Below are 16,351 nucleotides of genomic sequence, written 5' to 3' on the forward strand. Positions count from 1 at the left end.
TCCTAACTCATCTGGCCGTTGCACTCTCGACGCTGTAAATTTTCGGGCCATTGATAAGGGTAAGTGCCCTAAATTCAGCGAGTAGTTGCTTAAATATTGGTCCTGGAACTCCATCCCCAATTTCCCGTCCATCAACATCGATTACAGGAATTAATTCAGCAGCTGTACCTGTGAGAAAACACTCATCAGCAGTATACAAGTCGTGCCGTGTAAATAACTCTTCCGAAACCTTAATTCCCATTTCACTGGCGATTTCAAGTGTAGAATTTCGGGTAACCCCTTCAAGAATTCCAACTGAGCGAGGCGGGGTCATCAATACTCCATTCCGATAAATAAAGATGTTGTCTCCCGTACCTTCAGTCACATACCCCTCTTGATTAAGAAGAACTCCTTCCATAGCACCGGACAGATTGGCCTCTATTTTCGCCAGGATATTATTCAGATAATTAAGCGACTTAATCCTTGGGCTCAGGGTATCTGGATTATTTCTCCGGATAGCCACTGTTTTGACTGCCAATCCATGTTCATACGTGCTTTGTTCAAAGAGCTTTATTTGATCCGCAATACAATATATTGCAGCCTGTGGACATTTGTTGGGATCAAGCCCCAAGTCCCCCTTACCTCGGGAAACCACCAAGCGAATATAAGCATCCTTTAAACCGTTTCTGCGCAGCGTCTCCAATATGATCTCCTGCATCTGATCTTTGGTTATACCAATTGTTAATCTAATCGACTTCGCTGACTCATAGAGGCGTTTCAAATGTTCGTCTAATTTAAACACTCGGCCATGATACGCACGAATCCCTTCGAATATTCCGTCTCCGTATAAAAAACCATGGTCGAAAACCGAAACTTTTGCCTCTTCCTCTGGAACGAATACACCATTGCAGTAAATTTTAAGCCCCATTTGATCTACCCCTTTCTCGATAAAATCTGAATAAAACAAAAACCCTAAGCTTAGTCCCCTAATAACGTGGAACTTTCCGCTTGGGTTTTTTCCACCCACGGTGTAAATCCGATTTGGATTCTGTACCGCTTGGACCAGACAGGGATCTTTCCCTCGGAACCCTAGGTACACTTCCGCTTGTGTTCTATTACATTCAAAAATGTTAACGATGTGTATATGATACAGGAATTCATTCCCCACTGTCAACCCTATTTGCAACCAATATACGAAATTTCTCAAATACTCTCTTGTCAAAGCTAGCTAAAACGAGGTATAATGTCCACTATGTAAACACATTTGTACGTTAAGAGAGGAGTTGTCTTCCATTGCCAATTCAAATAGGAATATTAGGCTTAGGTACAGTGGGTACCGGAGTAGTGAAGATACTACAGCAAAATGCCGAAGCTATACAAACTCGTACACATTGCGAAATTAACATCAAAGGAATTCTGGACCGCGATCTGCACCGAGAACGCGAAGTTAGCGGAGACTTTATCCTCACTGATCAACCGGAGAAGATTCTTCAAGATCCGGAAATCGATATTATTGTGGAAGTCATGGGCGGAATCGAACCCGCTCGCACGTTTATTTTAGAAGCCTTCCAACATGGTAAACATGTGGTAACCGCGAATAAAGATTTATTAGCTCTTCACGGTCATGAACTTTTAGATGCCGCGGATAAAGCGGGCAAGGAACTCCACTTTGAAGCCAGTGTTGGAGGCGGAATTCCCATCATTGCAACCCTGAAAGAGTCCCTCGTCGCTAATCGGATTACCGCTTTAATCGGGATTATTAATGGAACAACCAACTATATTTTGACGGCTATGGCTGACCAGGGACGGGATTATGCTGAGGTCCTGGCGGAAGCCCAACAGTTAGGGTATGCCGAAGCCGACCCTTCATCCGATGTCGACGGCTTGGATGCTGCACGTAAACTTGCCATTCTTTCCTCCATTGCCTTTAATTCACGCGTAGCCCTAAATGACGTATTTGTAGAAGGGATCTCTAGAATTACACGTGAAGATCTAGCCTATGCTGCCGAGCTAGGCTGTACTATAAAATTATTAGCGATTGCTAAACATCAAGAGGAAGGGATCGAAGTTCGCGTTCATCCCGCGATCTTACCTTTAACCCACCCTCTCGCTTCTGTAAACGGTGTTTATAACGCCATTTTTGTCATTGGAGATGCCGTTGGGGAAACAATGTATTATGGTCGAGGAGCTGGTTCTCTCCCCACAGGAAGTGCGATTGTCTCTGATGTCATGCGGATCGTCAACAACATTCAGGCAAACTCCACCTCTCCTAGTAATTGCACCTGTTACCTTGAGCTTCCCCTTAAGGCAGCCTCAGATTTCCATACCGCTTTCTATATTCGCTTACTTGTCAAAGACGAGCCTCGTGTGCTTGCCACTCTGGCCTTACTTTTCGCCGAAGCCAATATTAGCTTTGCCTCCATCATCCAAAAACCGCGTGGTCACCATCAAGCTGAGATTGTCCTTGTGACCCATCCCTGTCGTGAGGGGTCACTTCAAGAGGCCTTAGATTCTGTCAAAGCGTATAGCAAGGTGCTTACGATTCAAAATGTGATTCGCTTTGAAAGCGGACAGGGCGAAAACCCATGATTCGGGTTAAGATACCAGCGACATCGGCCAATCTAGGACCTGGTTTTGATTGTTTGGGGATGGCGCTACAACTACACAATACAATAACGGTTGAGCCCGAGCAACCGTTTCAGATAACTCTAACCGGGTCTTATCACGACGGGATTCCGGTCGATGAAAGCAACCTTGTCTGGCAAACAATGTGCCGTTTTTGGGAACTTCTCCACTACCCTACTCCCTCCGTCGCCTTAACGCTTGAAAACAATATACCTCCTTCTCGGGGCTTAGGAAGCAGTTCCGCTGCTATTGTCGGGGGACTGGTGGCCGCTAATACTTTAGCAGGTTCACCGTATTCGAAGTACGAATTGCTCCAAGTTGCGAATGCCCTGGAAGGCCATCCTGATAATGTTACTCCTGCTTTGTATGGGGGGGTTACACTCTCAATACCTACAAATGGTGGCATGCTTCCCCGCGTTCTGTCCCAAGAGCCAAATCTTAAAGCGGTTGTTGTGATTCCCAACACCCTCTTGAGCACATCCAAAGCTCGGGGAATATTACCCCCAAGCGTTTCTCGCAAGGATGCCGTTTTTAATATCTCCCATGTTGGATTACTTATTGAAGCCTTTATTCGAGAAGAATATTCCCTCTTAAAAGAAGGAATGCGTGACGTACTTCACCAAAATCAACGCGCCATGCTCATTCACGGCCTGCTCGAAACCTTAGAAGCGGCCCTTGAAGCTGGGGCTTATGGAGCTGCTCTTAGTGGTTCTGGCCCTACGCTTTTGGCACTTACTAAACCGGAATTAGAACAGAACGTTGCTCAGAGTATGCTCGATATTTTCAAAAACCACGACGTTCGCGCTCAAGCGTATGTATTATGCATAGATTCTAAAGGAGCACAAGTGATTTAATCATCATAATCTTGGATGCTCCTGTCCAAATAGGTATACATTGAATTTTCCTCTCCCTACAACCATGAGGAAGCCATCTCCTGCTTTGATTTTGCATGAGATGGCTTTTCCTTTTAACGCCAAACAACATGGTTGGTTAGCTTGTAACACTTTAGAAAACTTGGACATATCCTATAATATAAATAATCATTAATGGTACTCCAAAATTTCTTATCTTATATCGCCACGTTTGTGGTAGATGAAAAAGAAGGAGCTCAACCATATGCTATTTCAATCATCATTTGGAGTTCCGTTTAGTTCTGTTAACCCAATAGTAGGTCTATTTAACTCTCATCCCATTGGTACACGCTTGGGAATAGGAACAGATTCAAGTTTTTGGGTTGGCAACTTTGGTGGAATTAGAGATTGTGTTGCAATATTGACCAACGCTCAACTGTTTGCCAACATGGGAAAACCAATTGATGGAATCCGCCCACTAGTCCGAATCCCAATCGGACAGATTACGTTTGTGTCCCTCAACAACGAAAGAAATGAAAACAACGAAAGAAACGAGAACAACGAAAGAAACGAGAACAACGAAAGAAACGAGAACAACGAAAGAAACGAGAACAACGAAAGAAACGAGAACAACAAAAGAAACGAGAACAACGAAAGAAACGAGAACAGAAATAACAGAAGATAACAAAGCATTGTAATCAGTCGGCCTAGGTGCATATGCCTAGGCCTTTCTCACTGTTTCCACCTCTGAATGCGATGAATGATTTTTTTATATTATAGTGAACAGTCATGGGGAAGGTGGCCAACCTTGTAACACTTTAGAAAACTTGTACATAGCTTATATAAATAAATACTTACCAACGGTACTCTCAAATTTCTTATCTTATATCGCCACGCTTGTGGTAGATAAAAAAAAGGGGATCAACCATATGTCATTTGAGTCACCATTTGGGTCACCATTTAGATCACCAGTTGAATCACCATTTGGGTCACCATTTAGATCACCAGTTGAATCACCATTCAAAGCACTTTCTAATCCTGCTCCCCCACGTGTAGGTTTATCAAGCTCTTATTCAATTGGTACACGTTTGGGAATAGGTACGGATTCAAGTTTTTGGGTTGGCAGCTTTGGTGGAATACAAGATGGAGTTGCATTATTGATCAACGCTCAACTGTTTGCCAATGTTGGAAAACCAATTGATGGAATCCGCCCCGTCGTCCGAATCCCAATCAAACAGATTACGTTTGTATCCCAATAATATTCGAGCAAAGGGGCTGTAAACTCTCTACTCCTTCAATGAACACCCAATGGACATGTTGCATAAGATATATCAGACAACCTCCACTCTCTTACGAATATCTTTAAAAAGGAGGTGAAACAATATGCCCGAACGTTTCCTTAATATTGCAATCGTAATAGAGTTAGCGGTAATTATAGTCTTATTCTTCGTATGCGAACTCAATGGAAATACTGATAACACCGATAATACTGATAATATTGATAATAATGGGCGTAGTGATAATAATAATAGTTATAAGAACTATAAAAATTATATCGAATGGAATAATTAATTAGACGGACTAGCAAATGAGCTTTTCCACCAATTCAACGTGGTGTTAGCCTAGGTGTATATATGCCTAGGCCTTTTTCTCAGATCAACCCGGTGAAAACGATATTAATTAAGGCAGAAAAAGAGGACATAGATATAACAAGGGTAGGATTTCTTCTACCCTTGTTATTTTCCTAATTCCCTTCTCCTTCCGTGAACACCCAATAGATGTTTGAATTAGCTCTATTAGACATTCGCATTAGAAGAATAGCCACTCTACCCAAAAATAAAGGCTTAGTAAACTAATGATTAGCCCTATGGGAATTACCATAATGGTTACTTTCAAACTATCTGCCCAACTGATCCTAATCCCGTTTTTCTTTAGCTGGAACATCCAAATGAGTGATGCCAGGGTTCCCATCGGGGTAATCAATGAGCCGATATCCGCCCCTAGAATGTTTGCCAAATAGGCGATATGCAACGTTTGTATATCCAGCCCCATTCCTGTAAGGGTGAAGGCCCCAATCATGGTCGATGGAATATTATTGAATAAATTAGACATCACCGTAAGCAAACCGCCACTGATCAAACAAGCGCTCAAATGGTTAGCTGATATAGGTCCTCGAAGAAGTTTGACAAGCACTCCGGTTAAACCGCTATTGTAAAGGACGAAAACGACAACATAGATACTAAAGGCGAATAAAATGAAATGCCAAGGCGTTTTTTTTACAATATCGTGCGGTCCTACTCCTTTCCGGTACCATCTATACCCAATGAGCAATAGGGCACCGAAGACGCCGATCCATTCGATAGGGATACCCAAGCTCGCGCCTAAAAACAGACCGCCTCTAATCAGAACGACAATAGCGATGCAAACCTTGAACATAGACATGTCGATAACAGGTGAATGAATAGCGTTGTCCGCAATTAGGTGAAGATGACGAGGGTGAGCTTTGTCCTCTATTAGGTGAAGATGACGAAGATGAGCTTTGTCCTCTAATGAATGACGAGGGATGGATGAGGGGGAGTCGGAGTATTTTTCGTCAATATTGGAAGCCGGAAGAACCATGATTCTTTTCGGAATATCCTGACGAAAGTAATAAAACAGGAGCAATGAAATAGTGGTGATACCCACCATCGAGGGAACAATCATCATAGCCACATACGCATTCAAATCCATCCCGACAATTTTAAGGGCGATCAGGTTGGCGAGATTACTTACAGCAATTGGCGCACTAGAGGCGATAGATATCATTGCCCCGGAAAAAAGATAAGGGAATTGTTGATTTTCTTTAAGTTTTAAAATGGTGACGATATTAATGATAATTGGGGTGGCGATGAGGATGCTTCCGTCATTGTTGAAAAACAGGGTCATGAGGAAACAAAGCAGATTAATATACCAGTAGAGCAAAACGCCTGAACCGTTGGCTCGGTTCACTAGGTTAATGGCAGCCAAGCGAAAAAAACCGATACTGTCAAGGACAATGGACATCACGCAAGTAGACAGTATAGTAATTGAAGCCCCGCTTACAATCCCTAGTATTTTGAATATATCACTCAAAGGAACGATTCCGGCGAGGAAAATGAATATAGCACAAATAGAAGGGGGGATGGATTCATTAACGCCATGAGGCTTCCAAAGGAGAAACAAAACCATTAGGATAAAAATAGTTAACGTGAATAGGGTTGTGAAATCAAACATCCAGCCACGCCCTCAACGTTTAGGGAAGGATCCCTTGGAACTGCAATTTCCTCTTCCAAGACGGAATTATGGGGAACCGGAGGTTTCAACAGCCAATATAAGAAGCAACCGCTAATGATCATTAAAGAACCCATGAACATATTTTTTCCTCCTTTTCCGAAGAATTTCAAGTAATTTCTTTTTGTTTTGCTTTCGTTCAACTTAGATTTTTCTACATTATAATATGTATTTAGGGACAACTCGGTGCATCTCGGATCATTAGGTCTGAGCATTTTGTACGTCCACCCGCTAACGTTCAGCTTGGTGCACGCATGAAAAGGGAGTAGTTCAATAGGACCTACTCCCTTTTCGTATTGTTAAACGCCATTTTAATAGTCCTTTGCAGCAGACTTCTCAAGTCAAGACTAGCCTTCCCAGGTTTCTTCCACAACAGCCACTAGAAGGTTATTGTGATCAGTTTGTATATTTTTACTATCCCAGTCGCCTAATAGATAATAGGGAATGTGCAACATATCGTTTAATCGCTCCTTGCTCAAATAACGGGTTGAAACCTTAATTCGAACATCGCTTTTGCTAATAGGCTTAGTTGATGCAATACAGAATCTCCGGTACGAACCAGTTGATTCAGGGATATCAATAATGATAACATCCCACTTTTCTGACGAGTTTTCTAAGAATATTCGACCGTCCTGGATTACCGTACGAACTTTCGAATATGAAGTTGTTCTGATTGCCCATGTCTAATTGCCTTACAATCAGCTAAATTTTTTTATCTTATGTGAGTTGTAGGCTTTGTGTTAAACAAAAGATTGTAATACCACCTTCTTAAAATGCTATTTTATAAATCCATTCCACCCAATAAGGCAAAATTATTAAGGTAAATAAAACAGTCGGGGGTATGGCAATGATCGTAATTTTAACATAATCTTTCCAGCTTACCTTTACATTGTGCTCCTTTAGGATATGCATCCATATCAAAGAAGCCAGAGTCCCGATCGGCAATAACAAAGAACCTACGTCACTTCCGATCACACTAGCTAAATAAGCTATTTTCAGCGTGAGTGGGTCCAACTGCATATTCGATAACGTGAGTGTTCCTATCAATAAGGCCGGATGATTGTTAAAGAAGATAGACATAAGCGATATAAGCGCCCCCATCATTAAGCTGGCGTTGTGCAAATCGCCTAAAACCAAAGGTTTTAATAAACGTATCAGCCAACTCGTTAAACCGATGTTGTTTAATCCATAAATGATGACATACATGCTGAACGCAAATACAAAGATGTGCCAAGGTGTTTTCTTCAATAAATCTGAAGGAGATATATTAAAAAATACCCACCGCCAGCCGAGCAACAGTAAGGAACCTAATACTGCAACCAACTCAATGGGAACGCCCAAATAAGAAGCGACAAAAAGGCTCATTCTTACGAAAAAAACGAAGAGAAGAATATTCCGCATGAATTTGTTTCGGTTCTTAATGGGAGGAACTTGAGTTGCCGGGTGATGGTCTGAGTGATGGCCCGGGGGATGACCAGGGAGCCGACCAGGTGGATGACCAGGGCGATGACCAGGTGGACGACCAGGACGATGACCGGGGCGATGACCAGGTGGAGGACCATCATCCATATAAATCTCGTCGAATCGTATTTTCATTAATGGTAGTTTACGAGGCAGGCGTCGATAGAAACATAAAAACAAAAGGAATAAAAGAAATAACAATCCGAGTGTGGCCGGTACGAACATCATGGCAGTATGCATATATAGAGTCATTCCTACAATTTTTAAAGCAATCAGGTTGACAATATTGCTGACTCCGATAGGAGCGCTTGAGGCTGTTGCGATTAATGCACCTGAGATTAGATAGGGAATCTTATCGTGATTTTTCAGCCTAAGTTGATCTAGTAAGATGAGCAGAATGGGTGTCGTGATTAATATACTCCCGTCGTTGTTGAAGAAGAGGGTCATCAGAAAGCAAATTAAATTCACGTACCAAAAAAGACGGATACCTGAACCCTTTGCCCTCGAAGCTAATCCTTCCGCAGCCCAATAAAAGAACCCGAAGCTTCCCAAGACATTAGCCATCACGATCGTTGCTATAATGGTTATGGCGGCACTGCTTATCGTAGCGCCGATTTTTCCCAAATCTGCCACGGAGACACTTCCGCTTAGAACGACCAAAATAGCCCCGGCGGTAGCGGGTATCGCTTCATTTAGCCCGTTTGGGCGCCAGAGAATCAGAATTATTGTAAGCATGAAGGCGATGATCGTGATGGAAACCATGGCTAAACCTGGCATGTTTTTGTCTCCTCTCAAAAGACCTTTCCGAATCCTCTTGGCATACTCTGTTTTTTCGTTACTGCTAATTCAGGTTCAGAAATAGATTTGTATCTTAACGCCTGTTCGTTTTGAAAATCTGTAGGTGGCTTCAGAAGAAAATACAATGAGATTCCGGCTAACGCAATGATAACTAAAATAAACATAATTTCACCCCCATATTCCTAATGAACCCGATGTGTTATTCAAATAATTACAGCATTAATCACTATTTCTTCTCCCAAACGGGTTCCTGTTTCACAACCGCAAGCAGTTCCTTCTACACAACCGAATGCCATTTGCATTTCCTCTAGAGATAATACACAGTATGCATAAATCTGGTAATATGTAACTATTTGGTATTGAGTCCTAAGAACTTAGGCCAGAAGATGGTATGAAATTTTTGAAGCTTTGTTATGTGGGGGATATCCAAACTTATTACAAAATTACATTAGAGACCTTAAACATAATAAAAACGCCCGAAAGGGCGTTATTGAAAATAACGTTAATTTTCCTATATGCTCTATCTCGGCAGCCATTCTCATTTCCTTCAGCATTTGCCGCATTGACAAGATGCTGTGAGGATAAGCCTAAATAGAACTCATGCTTGACGAATGTTGCCAGACTTACAATAACATGCATGAACATCCAATGGACATGAAAACGTTCGGTTGCCGTGTCAAAATAGACTTGGATCAGCTGGTTGCAACAGCAGAAAAGGCACTCTGTGAGATGATTTGCCCAGAAAGTAACTGTTGTAAAAAGTAAAATCAATGGTTTGACCGTAGTAGAGGCTAAAGTGCTGAACCGAATGAATACAAATGCCCTGAGAATTTATCCCAGAGCAAGATATAAGCATTTCACTCGATGACTTCAAACCATACTGGAGATTGATCCTTAGGGTCGCCATTATAATTAACGGTAATTTCTTCTTTCTCCTGAATATCTTCCCTTGCATAGAAGTCAATCGATTGCTTTTCAATATTCGTAAGATACCTCGCATTAGGAGTGTAGGAGTGATTGTATAATGAGCCATATCCCAAAGCGAGAGCTTTATCCTCTCCCCAACGGAAGACGTAGTTTGAAAGAACGCTCTTCTTCATCAGCTTCCATTCTGTTTTAGATATAACTATTACAGGTGCTTCCTCAATAAATTCGCCCTTCTTAATATTACGGTTCGCAAATATTCCTCGACCATATTTCTCCGTATTTTTCATAATAATCGGTCGCAACGTACTACCCCCTTCATATTAAATCCTTAAGATGCCTCCGCAGATAGATATTTCGATCCGAAATGAAACGAAGGATAAAATCCGGTTCGCTATCAAACATATTGATGGACTTCTTTTTATAAGGATCTAACGATAAATAGGGACGCAATTGCTTGTAGAGATTTGTAATTCTTGGTTCTAAAGCCGCAACTGTGAACGAGGTTTCCAAAATTTCTTCTAAGAGAAGACGGTATTGATTGCGGATATCCTTTACATCAAGAAGACGAGCAGTGAGTGTATTATAGCCTTCAATGGGAACATAATTGTATTCCATAATTTGTCCATTCCAATCCCTGCCCCATGTTGCATCGTAATCCCAGGGAATCATCTGGTACAATTTCGTTTCCCCATTTTGATACATGGCATAATTGTGAATGAAACCATCATAGTTCTGCGTACAAACTACACCACATAGCCACAATAAATATTTTTCGATATCCACGCACCTTGCAATTTCTTCACCAAAATCGCTACGTGGAATCGTATTCACTTTATATATGAGCATTTCTAAATCACGGTTATCGTCATCATTCCCGATTTTTTGCACATATCCGGATAGAAAGGAAGGTTTCGGATTATACCTTGGGGTTAATAATGAAAAATTAGCATGGTAGTTCGTTGCATAAAAGATAGGACCATACGGCAGCTGTCTTTTCTGTAAAAACAAATCGTCGACTGATTCAAGCTGTAAATAAACACCCATAGGCTTTCCATTAAGCTCTATGAAAACATGCTTGCAATCAGGTGAAATACTCCCAATGGTTTGAAAAAAATCAAAAGATAGCTTGTTTCGAATTAATGAGGGATCGCGAAATTCAGCATTAAGGTGAATTTCGCGCCCTTCAAAGTCCCTATTGTATGCGCCAAAATCGATTCTGTACGATTTTTTGCGGAATTTGCGTATGTGATCTCCACGATAAGTGATACCTACTTCGTAAGGAATGTTGTCTACTACCAGTTTGGAAGGAAAAGGTTCCTCGTTCCATACGTTACTTTGTAATTCTTTAAGGTGGGTAGGCTCAATAATAATAATGAATGTAGGAAGAGCATCATGGTGCATAACATTATCCCCTCACCTGTTCTTTCCATATTATCATATGAGAAAGAAGATGCACTTGATAAAAAAAATCAATAGAAACTTGGAACAAGCTCAAATATATTTTCATAAAATACAATACCTAAATGGAATCTATGTTGAAAGGTGGTTCTAATGATGCAACAAGCTCAAATATGCGAGTTAGTAGAACAACTAAAGAAATCGGGACTTGATAAGTTCTTATTTCGAAACCCAGTAGCACAAGGCAAAAGAAAAAGGAAAGGTACTGGTGGTACCGGTACAGGTACTGGCACAGGTAAAGGTACGGGTACGGGTACAGGCACTGGCACTGGTACTGGCACTGGCACTGGCACTGGTACTGGTACTGGCACTGGTAAAGGTACAGGTAAAGGCACGGGTAAAGGCACAGGTAAAGGCACGGGTAAAGGCACAGGTAAAGGCACGGGTAAAGGCACAGGTAAAGGCACGGGTAAAGGCACAGGTAAAGGCACGGGTAAAGGCACAGGTAAAGGCACAGGTAAAGGCACGGGTAAAAGGCACAGGTAAAAGGCGGTAAATGTACGGGTACTGGTGCGTATTAAGGATTTTCCCAATTTTTGTGCATGAAAAAGCCAGCGATTAACTGAACTATACCCCCAATATCGGACACTTAAAAAAGTTCCGATATTGGGGTATCTCTGTTTATAGAGCTAAAACGAGTTATAACGTTAATAACGTATGGTAATTAATTTGGCCTAGGTGTATATACCTAGGCCTTTCTCATTATATCAATGAGCGCGATGATTCTTATGAGGACATCGTTGTAGACTTAGACTTTTCCGAATCGTCCTCCGGAGATTCAATACTTCCTCGTGCCAGTGAAGCTAAGATCCCAGCACAACAAATAAGGGTGAACACCACAAAAGCAGCCTTTGAACTTTTGAGGTACTGTGTAACATAATCGACGGATCCGATAGTTGAAGCTCTCATAAAAAGTGAGGTGATTAAAGTGACTATGGTCATACTTATCGCCTGCCCAACAAGCCTCATCGTACCCAGCGTTGATGAAGCGACCCCGTAAAAGCTCTTACTGACTGAACTCATCACGGCTTTGGTATTCGGGGATGAAAACAAAGCAAACCCAAGGCCTATCAACATTAAATTAGCGACAACCAGCCCAACTGAAGTGCGTTCACTTAAAAAGATAAAGAAGAATAATCCAATAGTCGTAATGCCCATGCCCCATGATGCAACCATGCGTGGTTGCTTCCGATCCGAAAGTCTCCCGGCATAAGGGGATAAGATCGCCATCACTATAGGTTGAGCCAATAGAATGATACCTGCTTTTTCAGGGCTAAACCCCATGACGGTCTGTAAATAGAGCGACATCATGAACGTTGACGCAAACGTGGCAGCATAATTGATGAGAGCCGCTAAATTGGAAAAGGCAAAGGGTATGTTGCGAGTAAACATCTCGATTTTAATTAACGGGAATTTAAGGCTCATTTCATAACGTATAAACACTATAAATAACACAAGGCCTGCAAGCAATATATATCTTGCCAAGAAAACGGAAGAAATAGAGGATACTCCATATAGAATTGAAACAATTCCTGTTACGCAAAGCACACTGCCTATTAAATCAAACGTCTCTTCTTGTGCTGCACTCGAGTCTCTCGGGACCTTTAGCAACGTGAAAACCGCTACAAATAAGCCGATAAGACTATTAAAGTAGAAAATGACCCTCCAGCTTAAATATGCTGTCATGAACCCGCCCAGTACAGGCCCTAGAGAAAGGCCAAGATACGTCGTGGAAACCGTCAAACCAATGGCCTTACCCCTCTCGTGGGGAGGAACAAATGAAATTAAGATGGCCATTGACGTACCGAAGATCATCGAACTAGCCACGCCCTGCAAAACCCTAAAGAGAATCAACGATTGCAGAGAAAAGGCTATCGCACAAAGGAACGATGTTATGGTAAATAGGACCATGCCGATGACAAAAACTTTTCTTCTTCCTACAATATCTCCCAGTCGACCGAACGGGAGTAAAAAGGCCGCTGAAGCGATAATGTAACTGGCTACAACCATGTTTAGCATCACTGGCGTACTATGAAATTCACCTGCTATCGCTGGAATAGCAATATTAATGGCATTGCCTGTAAACGGTGTTATAAATGAGGTAATCATGACGACGATTAATACTGATCTTAATGAATTCTCTTTCATTTTTTTCCTCCGTCCCCCAACTGTTGAAAACAAGGTCTATGCTTGACTCTTAGATCTCTAACGAAATGAATTGAAACTCGTTCGAAATGCCATTTCTAAAAGATATGTCTAGGTGCTTGCTTTATACCTTTCATCTTCACGTCTGTCTATACAGTATTATGTAGATCTTACCCTACGATCAATTTGCGCATCATCATGGGAATTGTGCGTTCTTTTACTACGCCTCTAGAATTCTCTTTCATGCTTGCTACTATAATACCAATTTTGCAAGTAAAGGGGTACTCATAAACTTATATTTTCTACTCAAAAATTACTATATAAAGAAAAGCAATACCTCTTGATACCTTTGTAACTAGGGGTATTGCTTCTAAAGCATATAAGAATTTGTTGTAAAAACCACATAATAACCATCTTCAGAGAATGGGCACTTTAGAATTCGGTGATTTTAAGTTATCTAAGTATTTCACAGCCTGCAGAGCAGCAGTTCCACCTTCTCCTGCAGCTTTAATTAATTGATAGGGTTGCCCTGTACAATCTCCAGCTGCAAATAAACCGGACAGACTTGTCTCCAGTTTATGATTAACCTTGATTGCTCCGTCATCCATTTCCAAGCCGGAAACGAGCTGCTCAGCTGGTAGAGTTTCTCTAATGATAAATACTCCATTGACCCGCAATTGTTCCCCCCCAAGGTCAAGTTGTTCTACGTTTTGGGTTCCTACAATTCCAATAACCTTGCTCTTCTTAACTTCAATTCGTGGGTCAAGTCGCAATACATCGCTGTAATAGGGAATGTAATAAACTTTGGCACAGATATCCGCCATAAAATTGGCTTCATCTTCACCTTCCTGATTATAAGAAACGATCGCCACGTTTTTATTTTTATATAAGGGTCCGTCACATGTGGCACAATACCCTACTCCCTTACCTAGTAATTTGGTCTCCCCTGGAAATAATTTATTGACCGATACGCCGGTGGCAATAATAATTGCATCCGCTTCTAAGGATTGATCCTTGCCCACGAGTGTAAAGGGCGGCCCAGGGTAAATGTTGTTTACTCTGAAAGATACGATGTGTATCTCACTTTTCTTTAAATGCTCTAAGAACCGTTGACGCAATTCTTCCCCACCAATTTCCGGGAATCCAAGCCAATTGTCAATTTGTGGAGCCTTAGAGAGCTTGGGACTACAAAATTCTGTACCCATTAAGATGAAATCGCGTTTCCGAATTTTTGCGTTAAGTGCCGCGGCCATTCCTGCCGGTCCACATCCAACAATCGCAAGTTCATAATGATTCTTTAGAGTCTGAAAATCCTCTGACATTATTGGTAACCCTCCTCAAGTATAAATTCCATTTCCTTAATAAGTGTTCCCCTAATTAACGCCAAAATACTAATCAATAAACAGAGCAGTGTCTGCCTTTCATGGTTATATTACTGTTAGTATTAACACTAAATTTAAAAGCACGAAAGTTGGCAATATTTCCTATTCACAAGTTGACGGATATTATTGCTAGCTGTAGAATATATACAACAAGATCCTATATGCACAATGATAGTAGTTGAGGTGTAAACTATGAACGAAGATATGATCCGTAAATTCGAACTCACCATTCCCGTTGAGCGTTCTATCCAAGCGGAATTACTTCTCCTCTTAGGACAAAGACCTTCTCATGGATATGAACTGATTCAACGCCTTAATGAGGCCGATTTTAAGAGCGCTGAAGCAGATGCTGCAACCGTTTATAGAAATCTAAGGCGCATGGATAAGGATGGTTTAATCAGATCTCATTGGGAAGTCGGTGAATCTGGCCCAGGAAGGAGACAATACAAATTAACCCCTCAAGGAGACGAGTCTCTAAAATTATGGTTTCAATACATTGTTCAACAAAAGACAAAGTTAGAGAACTTTTTGCAAGCCTATTGTGAATACGAAGAATCTTCGTCCAAGAGGAAAGATGGGGTGAACAAACCATGAACGGCTCAAACAAGACTCTCAAAATTATCCATGCTGGCGCCTTACAGCGTGTCGTTGAAACTTGCCTTGAACACTTTTTAAAGCAAAACTCAGGTCTAAAATTAGAGATAAAAGGGGTTGGTTCACGGGAGGGTGCCAAACGCTTATTATCGGGGGACCACTATGACATCATTGCTCTAGCTGACCAAGCCCTCTTTGCGGAGTTCTTAGTGCCCGATCTAGTAGAAAACTACTTTGCCTTTGCTGCTGATCAAATGGTCATTGGCTATGATCGCTTTTCAAGTGGAAGTCAGGAGATTAATCCCGACAATTGGATCGAGCTGTTACTTAAGCCCCAAGTTCGCTTTGCCCGATCCGACCATCATCTTGATCCCTGCGGCTATCGAGCCCTTATGGTTTGGCAATTGGCTGAAAAGCTCTATAACATACCGGGTCTCTACTCTAAGATGGAAACCGCCTGTATTCCTTACTCTACTTACCCTAAATCATTAGATCTTGCCAATGCTTTATTTCAAGGTAAGGTTGATTATGCTTTTCTCTATTCCTCTGAGGCTACACAATTAGGGCTTCCCCATATCATCCTACCTTCCAAAATTAACCTCTCTAACCCTGCTTTCGCCGATTTTTATGACCAGGCTGCGGTCTCCTTAGAAAGCAAACTCCCCGGAAATACCGTCATCATTCATGGTAAACCTATAGAATTTGCGATTGGTTTATCCAAGAATTGCCCCTATCCCGAACTAGCTCAATCGTTCGTCGATCTTTTGACTGGTTCAGAAGGCTCTTTGATTCTAGAAGAATGTGGTCTAATTCCCTGCTAAT

General features: G+C 41.6%; 17 protein-coding genes. 8 read left to right on the forward strand and 9 right to left on the reverse strand.

What is annotated here, in order from left to right:
* Positions 1-7 precede the first annotated feature (7 nt).
* Positions 8-907 carry a branched-chain-amino-acid transaminase gene (ilvE, locus tag DSOL_RS05905; protein ID WP_075364076.1) on the reverse strand — a complete coding sequence of 300 codons (900 nt, stop codon included), beginning with the start codon at positions 905-907 and terminating at the stop codon, positions 8-10.
* A gap of 365 nt (positions 908-1,272) precedes the next feature.
* On the opposite strand from ilvE, the gene DSOL_RS05910 reads away from it, so the two are divergent.
* From DSOL_RS05910 to DSOL_RS05930, 5 genes are all read left to right on the forward strand, one after another.
* On the forward strand, positions 1,273-2,568 hold the full coding sequence (locus DSOL_RS05910; RefSeq protein WP_075363959.1) for a homoserine dehydrogenase: 1,296 nt from the start codon (positions 1,273-1,275) through the stop codon (positions 2,566-2,568).
* Positions 2,565-3,458, forward strand: a complete 894-nt coding sequence (thrB, locus tag DSOL_RS05915; protein ID WP_075363960.1) for a homoserine kinase — start codon at positions 2,565-2,567, stop codon at positions 3,456-3,458. The genes DSOL_RS05910 and thrB overlap by 4 nt, the downstream gene beginning before the upstream one ends.
* Positions 3,459-3,720: 262 nt before the next feature.
* Positions 3,721-4,140 carry a hypothetical protein gene (locus DSOL_RS29715; RefSeq protein WP_345788367.1) on the forward strand — a complete coding sequence of 140 codons (420 nt, stop codon included), beginning with the start codon at positions 3,721-3,723 and terminating at the stop codon, positions 4,138-4,140.
* A gap of 244 nt (positions 4,141-4,384) precedes the next feature.
* A complete protein-coding gene (locus DSOL_RS28705) occupies positions 4,385-4,714 on the forward strand; it encodes a hypothetical protein (RefSeq protein ID WP_235838714.1) in 330 nt (109 codons plus the stop codon).
* 124 nt (positions 4,715-4,838) lie between these two features.
* Positions 4,839-5,027 (forward strand): hypothetical protein, encoded by a 189-nt coding sequence (locus DSOL_RS05930; protein WP_075363961.1) that lies wholly within the window; start codon positions 4,839-4,841, stop codon positions 5,025-5,027.
* A 237-nt stretch (positions 5,028-5,264) separates the two neighbouring features.
* On the opposite strand, the gene DSOL_RS05935 is transcribed toward DSOL_RS05930, so the two are convergent.
* The 6 genes from DSOL_RS05935 to DSOL_RS05955 all read right to left on the reverse strand — a co-directional run bounded on the left by DSOL_RS05935 (position 5,265) and on the right by DSOL_RS05955 (position 11,351).
* The gene (locus DSOL_RS05935; protein WP_075363962.1) at positions 5,265-6,707 is read right to left on the reverse strand and encodes an ArsB/NhaD family transporter; all 1,443 of its coding nucleotides are present in this window, start codon (positions 6,705-6,707) and stop codon (positions 5,265-5,267) included.
* Positions 6,677-6,847, reverse strand: coding sequence for a hypothetical protein (locus DSOL_RS27855; protein ID WP_170871448.1), 171 nt, complete (start codon positions 6,845-6,847; stop codon positions 6,677-6,679). Before DSOL_RS27855 ends, DSOL_RS05935 begins: the two co-directional genes overlap by 31 nt.
* Before the next feature lie 685 nt (positions 6,848-7,532).
* On the reverse strand, positions 7,533-9,002 hold the full coding sequence (locus DSOL_RS05945; protein WP_075363964.1) for an ArsB/NhaD family transporter: 1,470 nt from the start codon (positions 9,000-9,002) through the stop codon (positions 7,533-7,535).
* Positions 9,003-9,016: 14 nt separating this feature from the next.
* Positions 9,017-9,187, reverse strand: a complete 171-nt coding sequence (locus DSOL_RS27860; protein ID WP_170871449.1) for a hypothetical protein — start codon at positions 9,185-9,187, stop codon at positions 9,017-9,019.
* A 693-nt stretch (positions 9,188-9,880) separates the two neighbouring features.
* A complete protein-coding gene (locus DSOL_RS05950; RefSeq protein ID WP_083642344.1) occupies positions 9,881-10,252 on the reverse strand; it encodes an SET domain-containing protein in 372 nt (123 codons plus the stop codon).
* A gap of 13 nt (positions 10,253-10,265) precedes the next feature.
* On the reverse strand, positions 10,266-11,351 hold the full coding sequence (locus tag DSOL_RS05955) for a CotH kinase family protein (protein ID WP_075363965.1): 1,086 nt from the start codon (positions 11,349-11,351) through the stop codon (positions 10,266-10,268).
* Positions 11,352-11,501: 150 nt separating this feature from the next.
* Here DSOL_RS05955 and DSOL_RS28385 point away from each other — a divergent pair, with 150 nt between their 5' ends.
* On the forward strand, positions 11,502-11,894 hold the full coding sequence (locus DSOL_RS28385; protein WP_207649607.1) for a hypothetical protein: 393 nt from the start codon (positions 11,502-11,504) through the stop codon (positions 11,892-11,894).
* Between the two features lie 240 nt (positions 11,895-12,134).
* Here DSOL_RS28385 and DSOL_RS05965 read toward each other — a convergent pair whose 3' ends face one another.
* Positions 12,135-13,556: an MFS transporter gene (locus DSOL_RS05965; RefSeq protein ID WP_075363966.1), complete on the reverse strand. Its 1,422-nt coding sequence runs from the start codon at positions 13,554-13,556 to the stop codon at positions 12,135-12,137.
* 413 nt (positions 13,557-13,969) lie between these two features.
* Complete coding sequence (locus tag DSOL_RS05970) at positions 13,970-14,875, reverse strand: NAD(P)/FAD-dependent oxidoreductase (protein ID WP_075363967.1); 906 nt, start codon at positions 14,873-14,875, stop codon at positions 13,970-13,972.
* A 252-nt stretch (positions 14,876-15,127) separates the two neighbouring features.
* On the opposite strand from DSOL_RS05970, the gene DSOL_RS05975 reads away from it, so the two are divergent.
* Together DSOL_RS05975 and DSOL_RS05980 are read left to right on the forward strand one after the other, a co-directional pair.
* Positions 15,128-15,529 (forward strand): PadR family transcriptional regulator, encoded by a 402-nt coding sequence (locus tag DSOL_RS05975; RefSeq protein ID WP_075363968.1) that lies wholly within the window; start codon positions 15,128-15,130, stop codon positions 15,527-15,529.
* On the forward strand, positions 15,526-16,350 hold the full coding sequence (locus DSOL_RS05980) for an extracellular solute-binding protein (protein WP_075363969.1): 825 nt from the start codon (positions 15,526-15,528) through the stop codon (positions 16,348-16,350). The genes DSOL_RS05975 and DSOL_RS05980 overlap by 4 nt, the downstream gene beginning before the upstream one ends.
* Position 16,351 lies beyond the last annotated feature (1 nt).

It is taken from the genome of Desulfosporosinus metallidurans, assembly GCF_001936615.1.
Lineage (GTDB): Bacteria > Bacillota > Desulfitobacteriia > Desulfitobacteriales > Desulfitobacteriaceae > Desulfosporosinus > Desulfosporosinus metallidurans.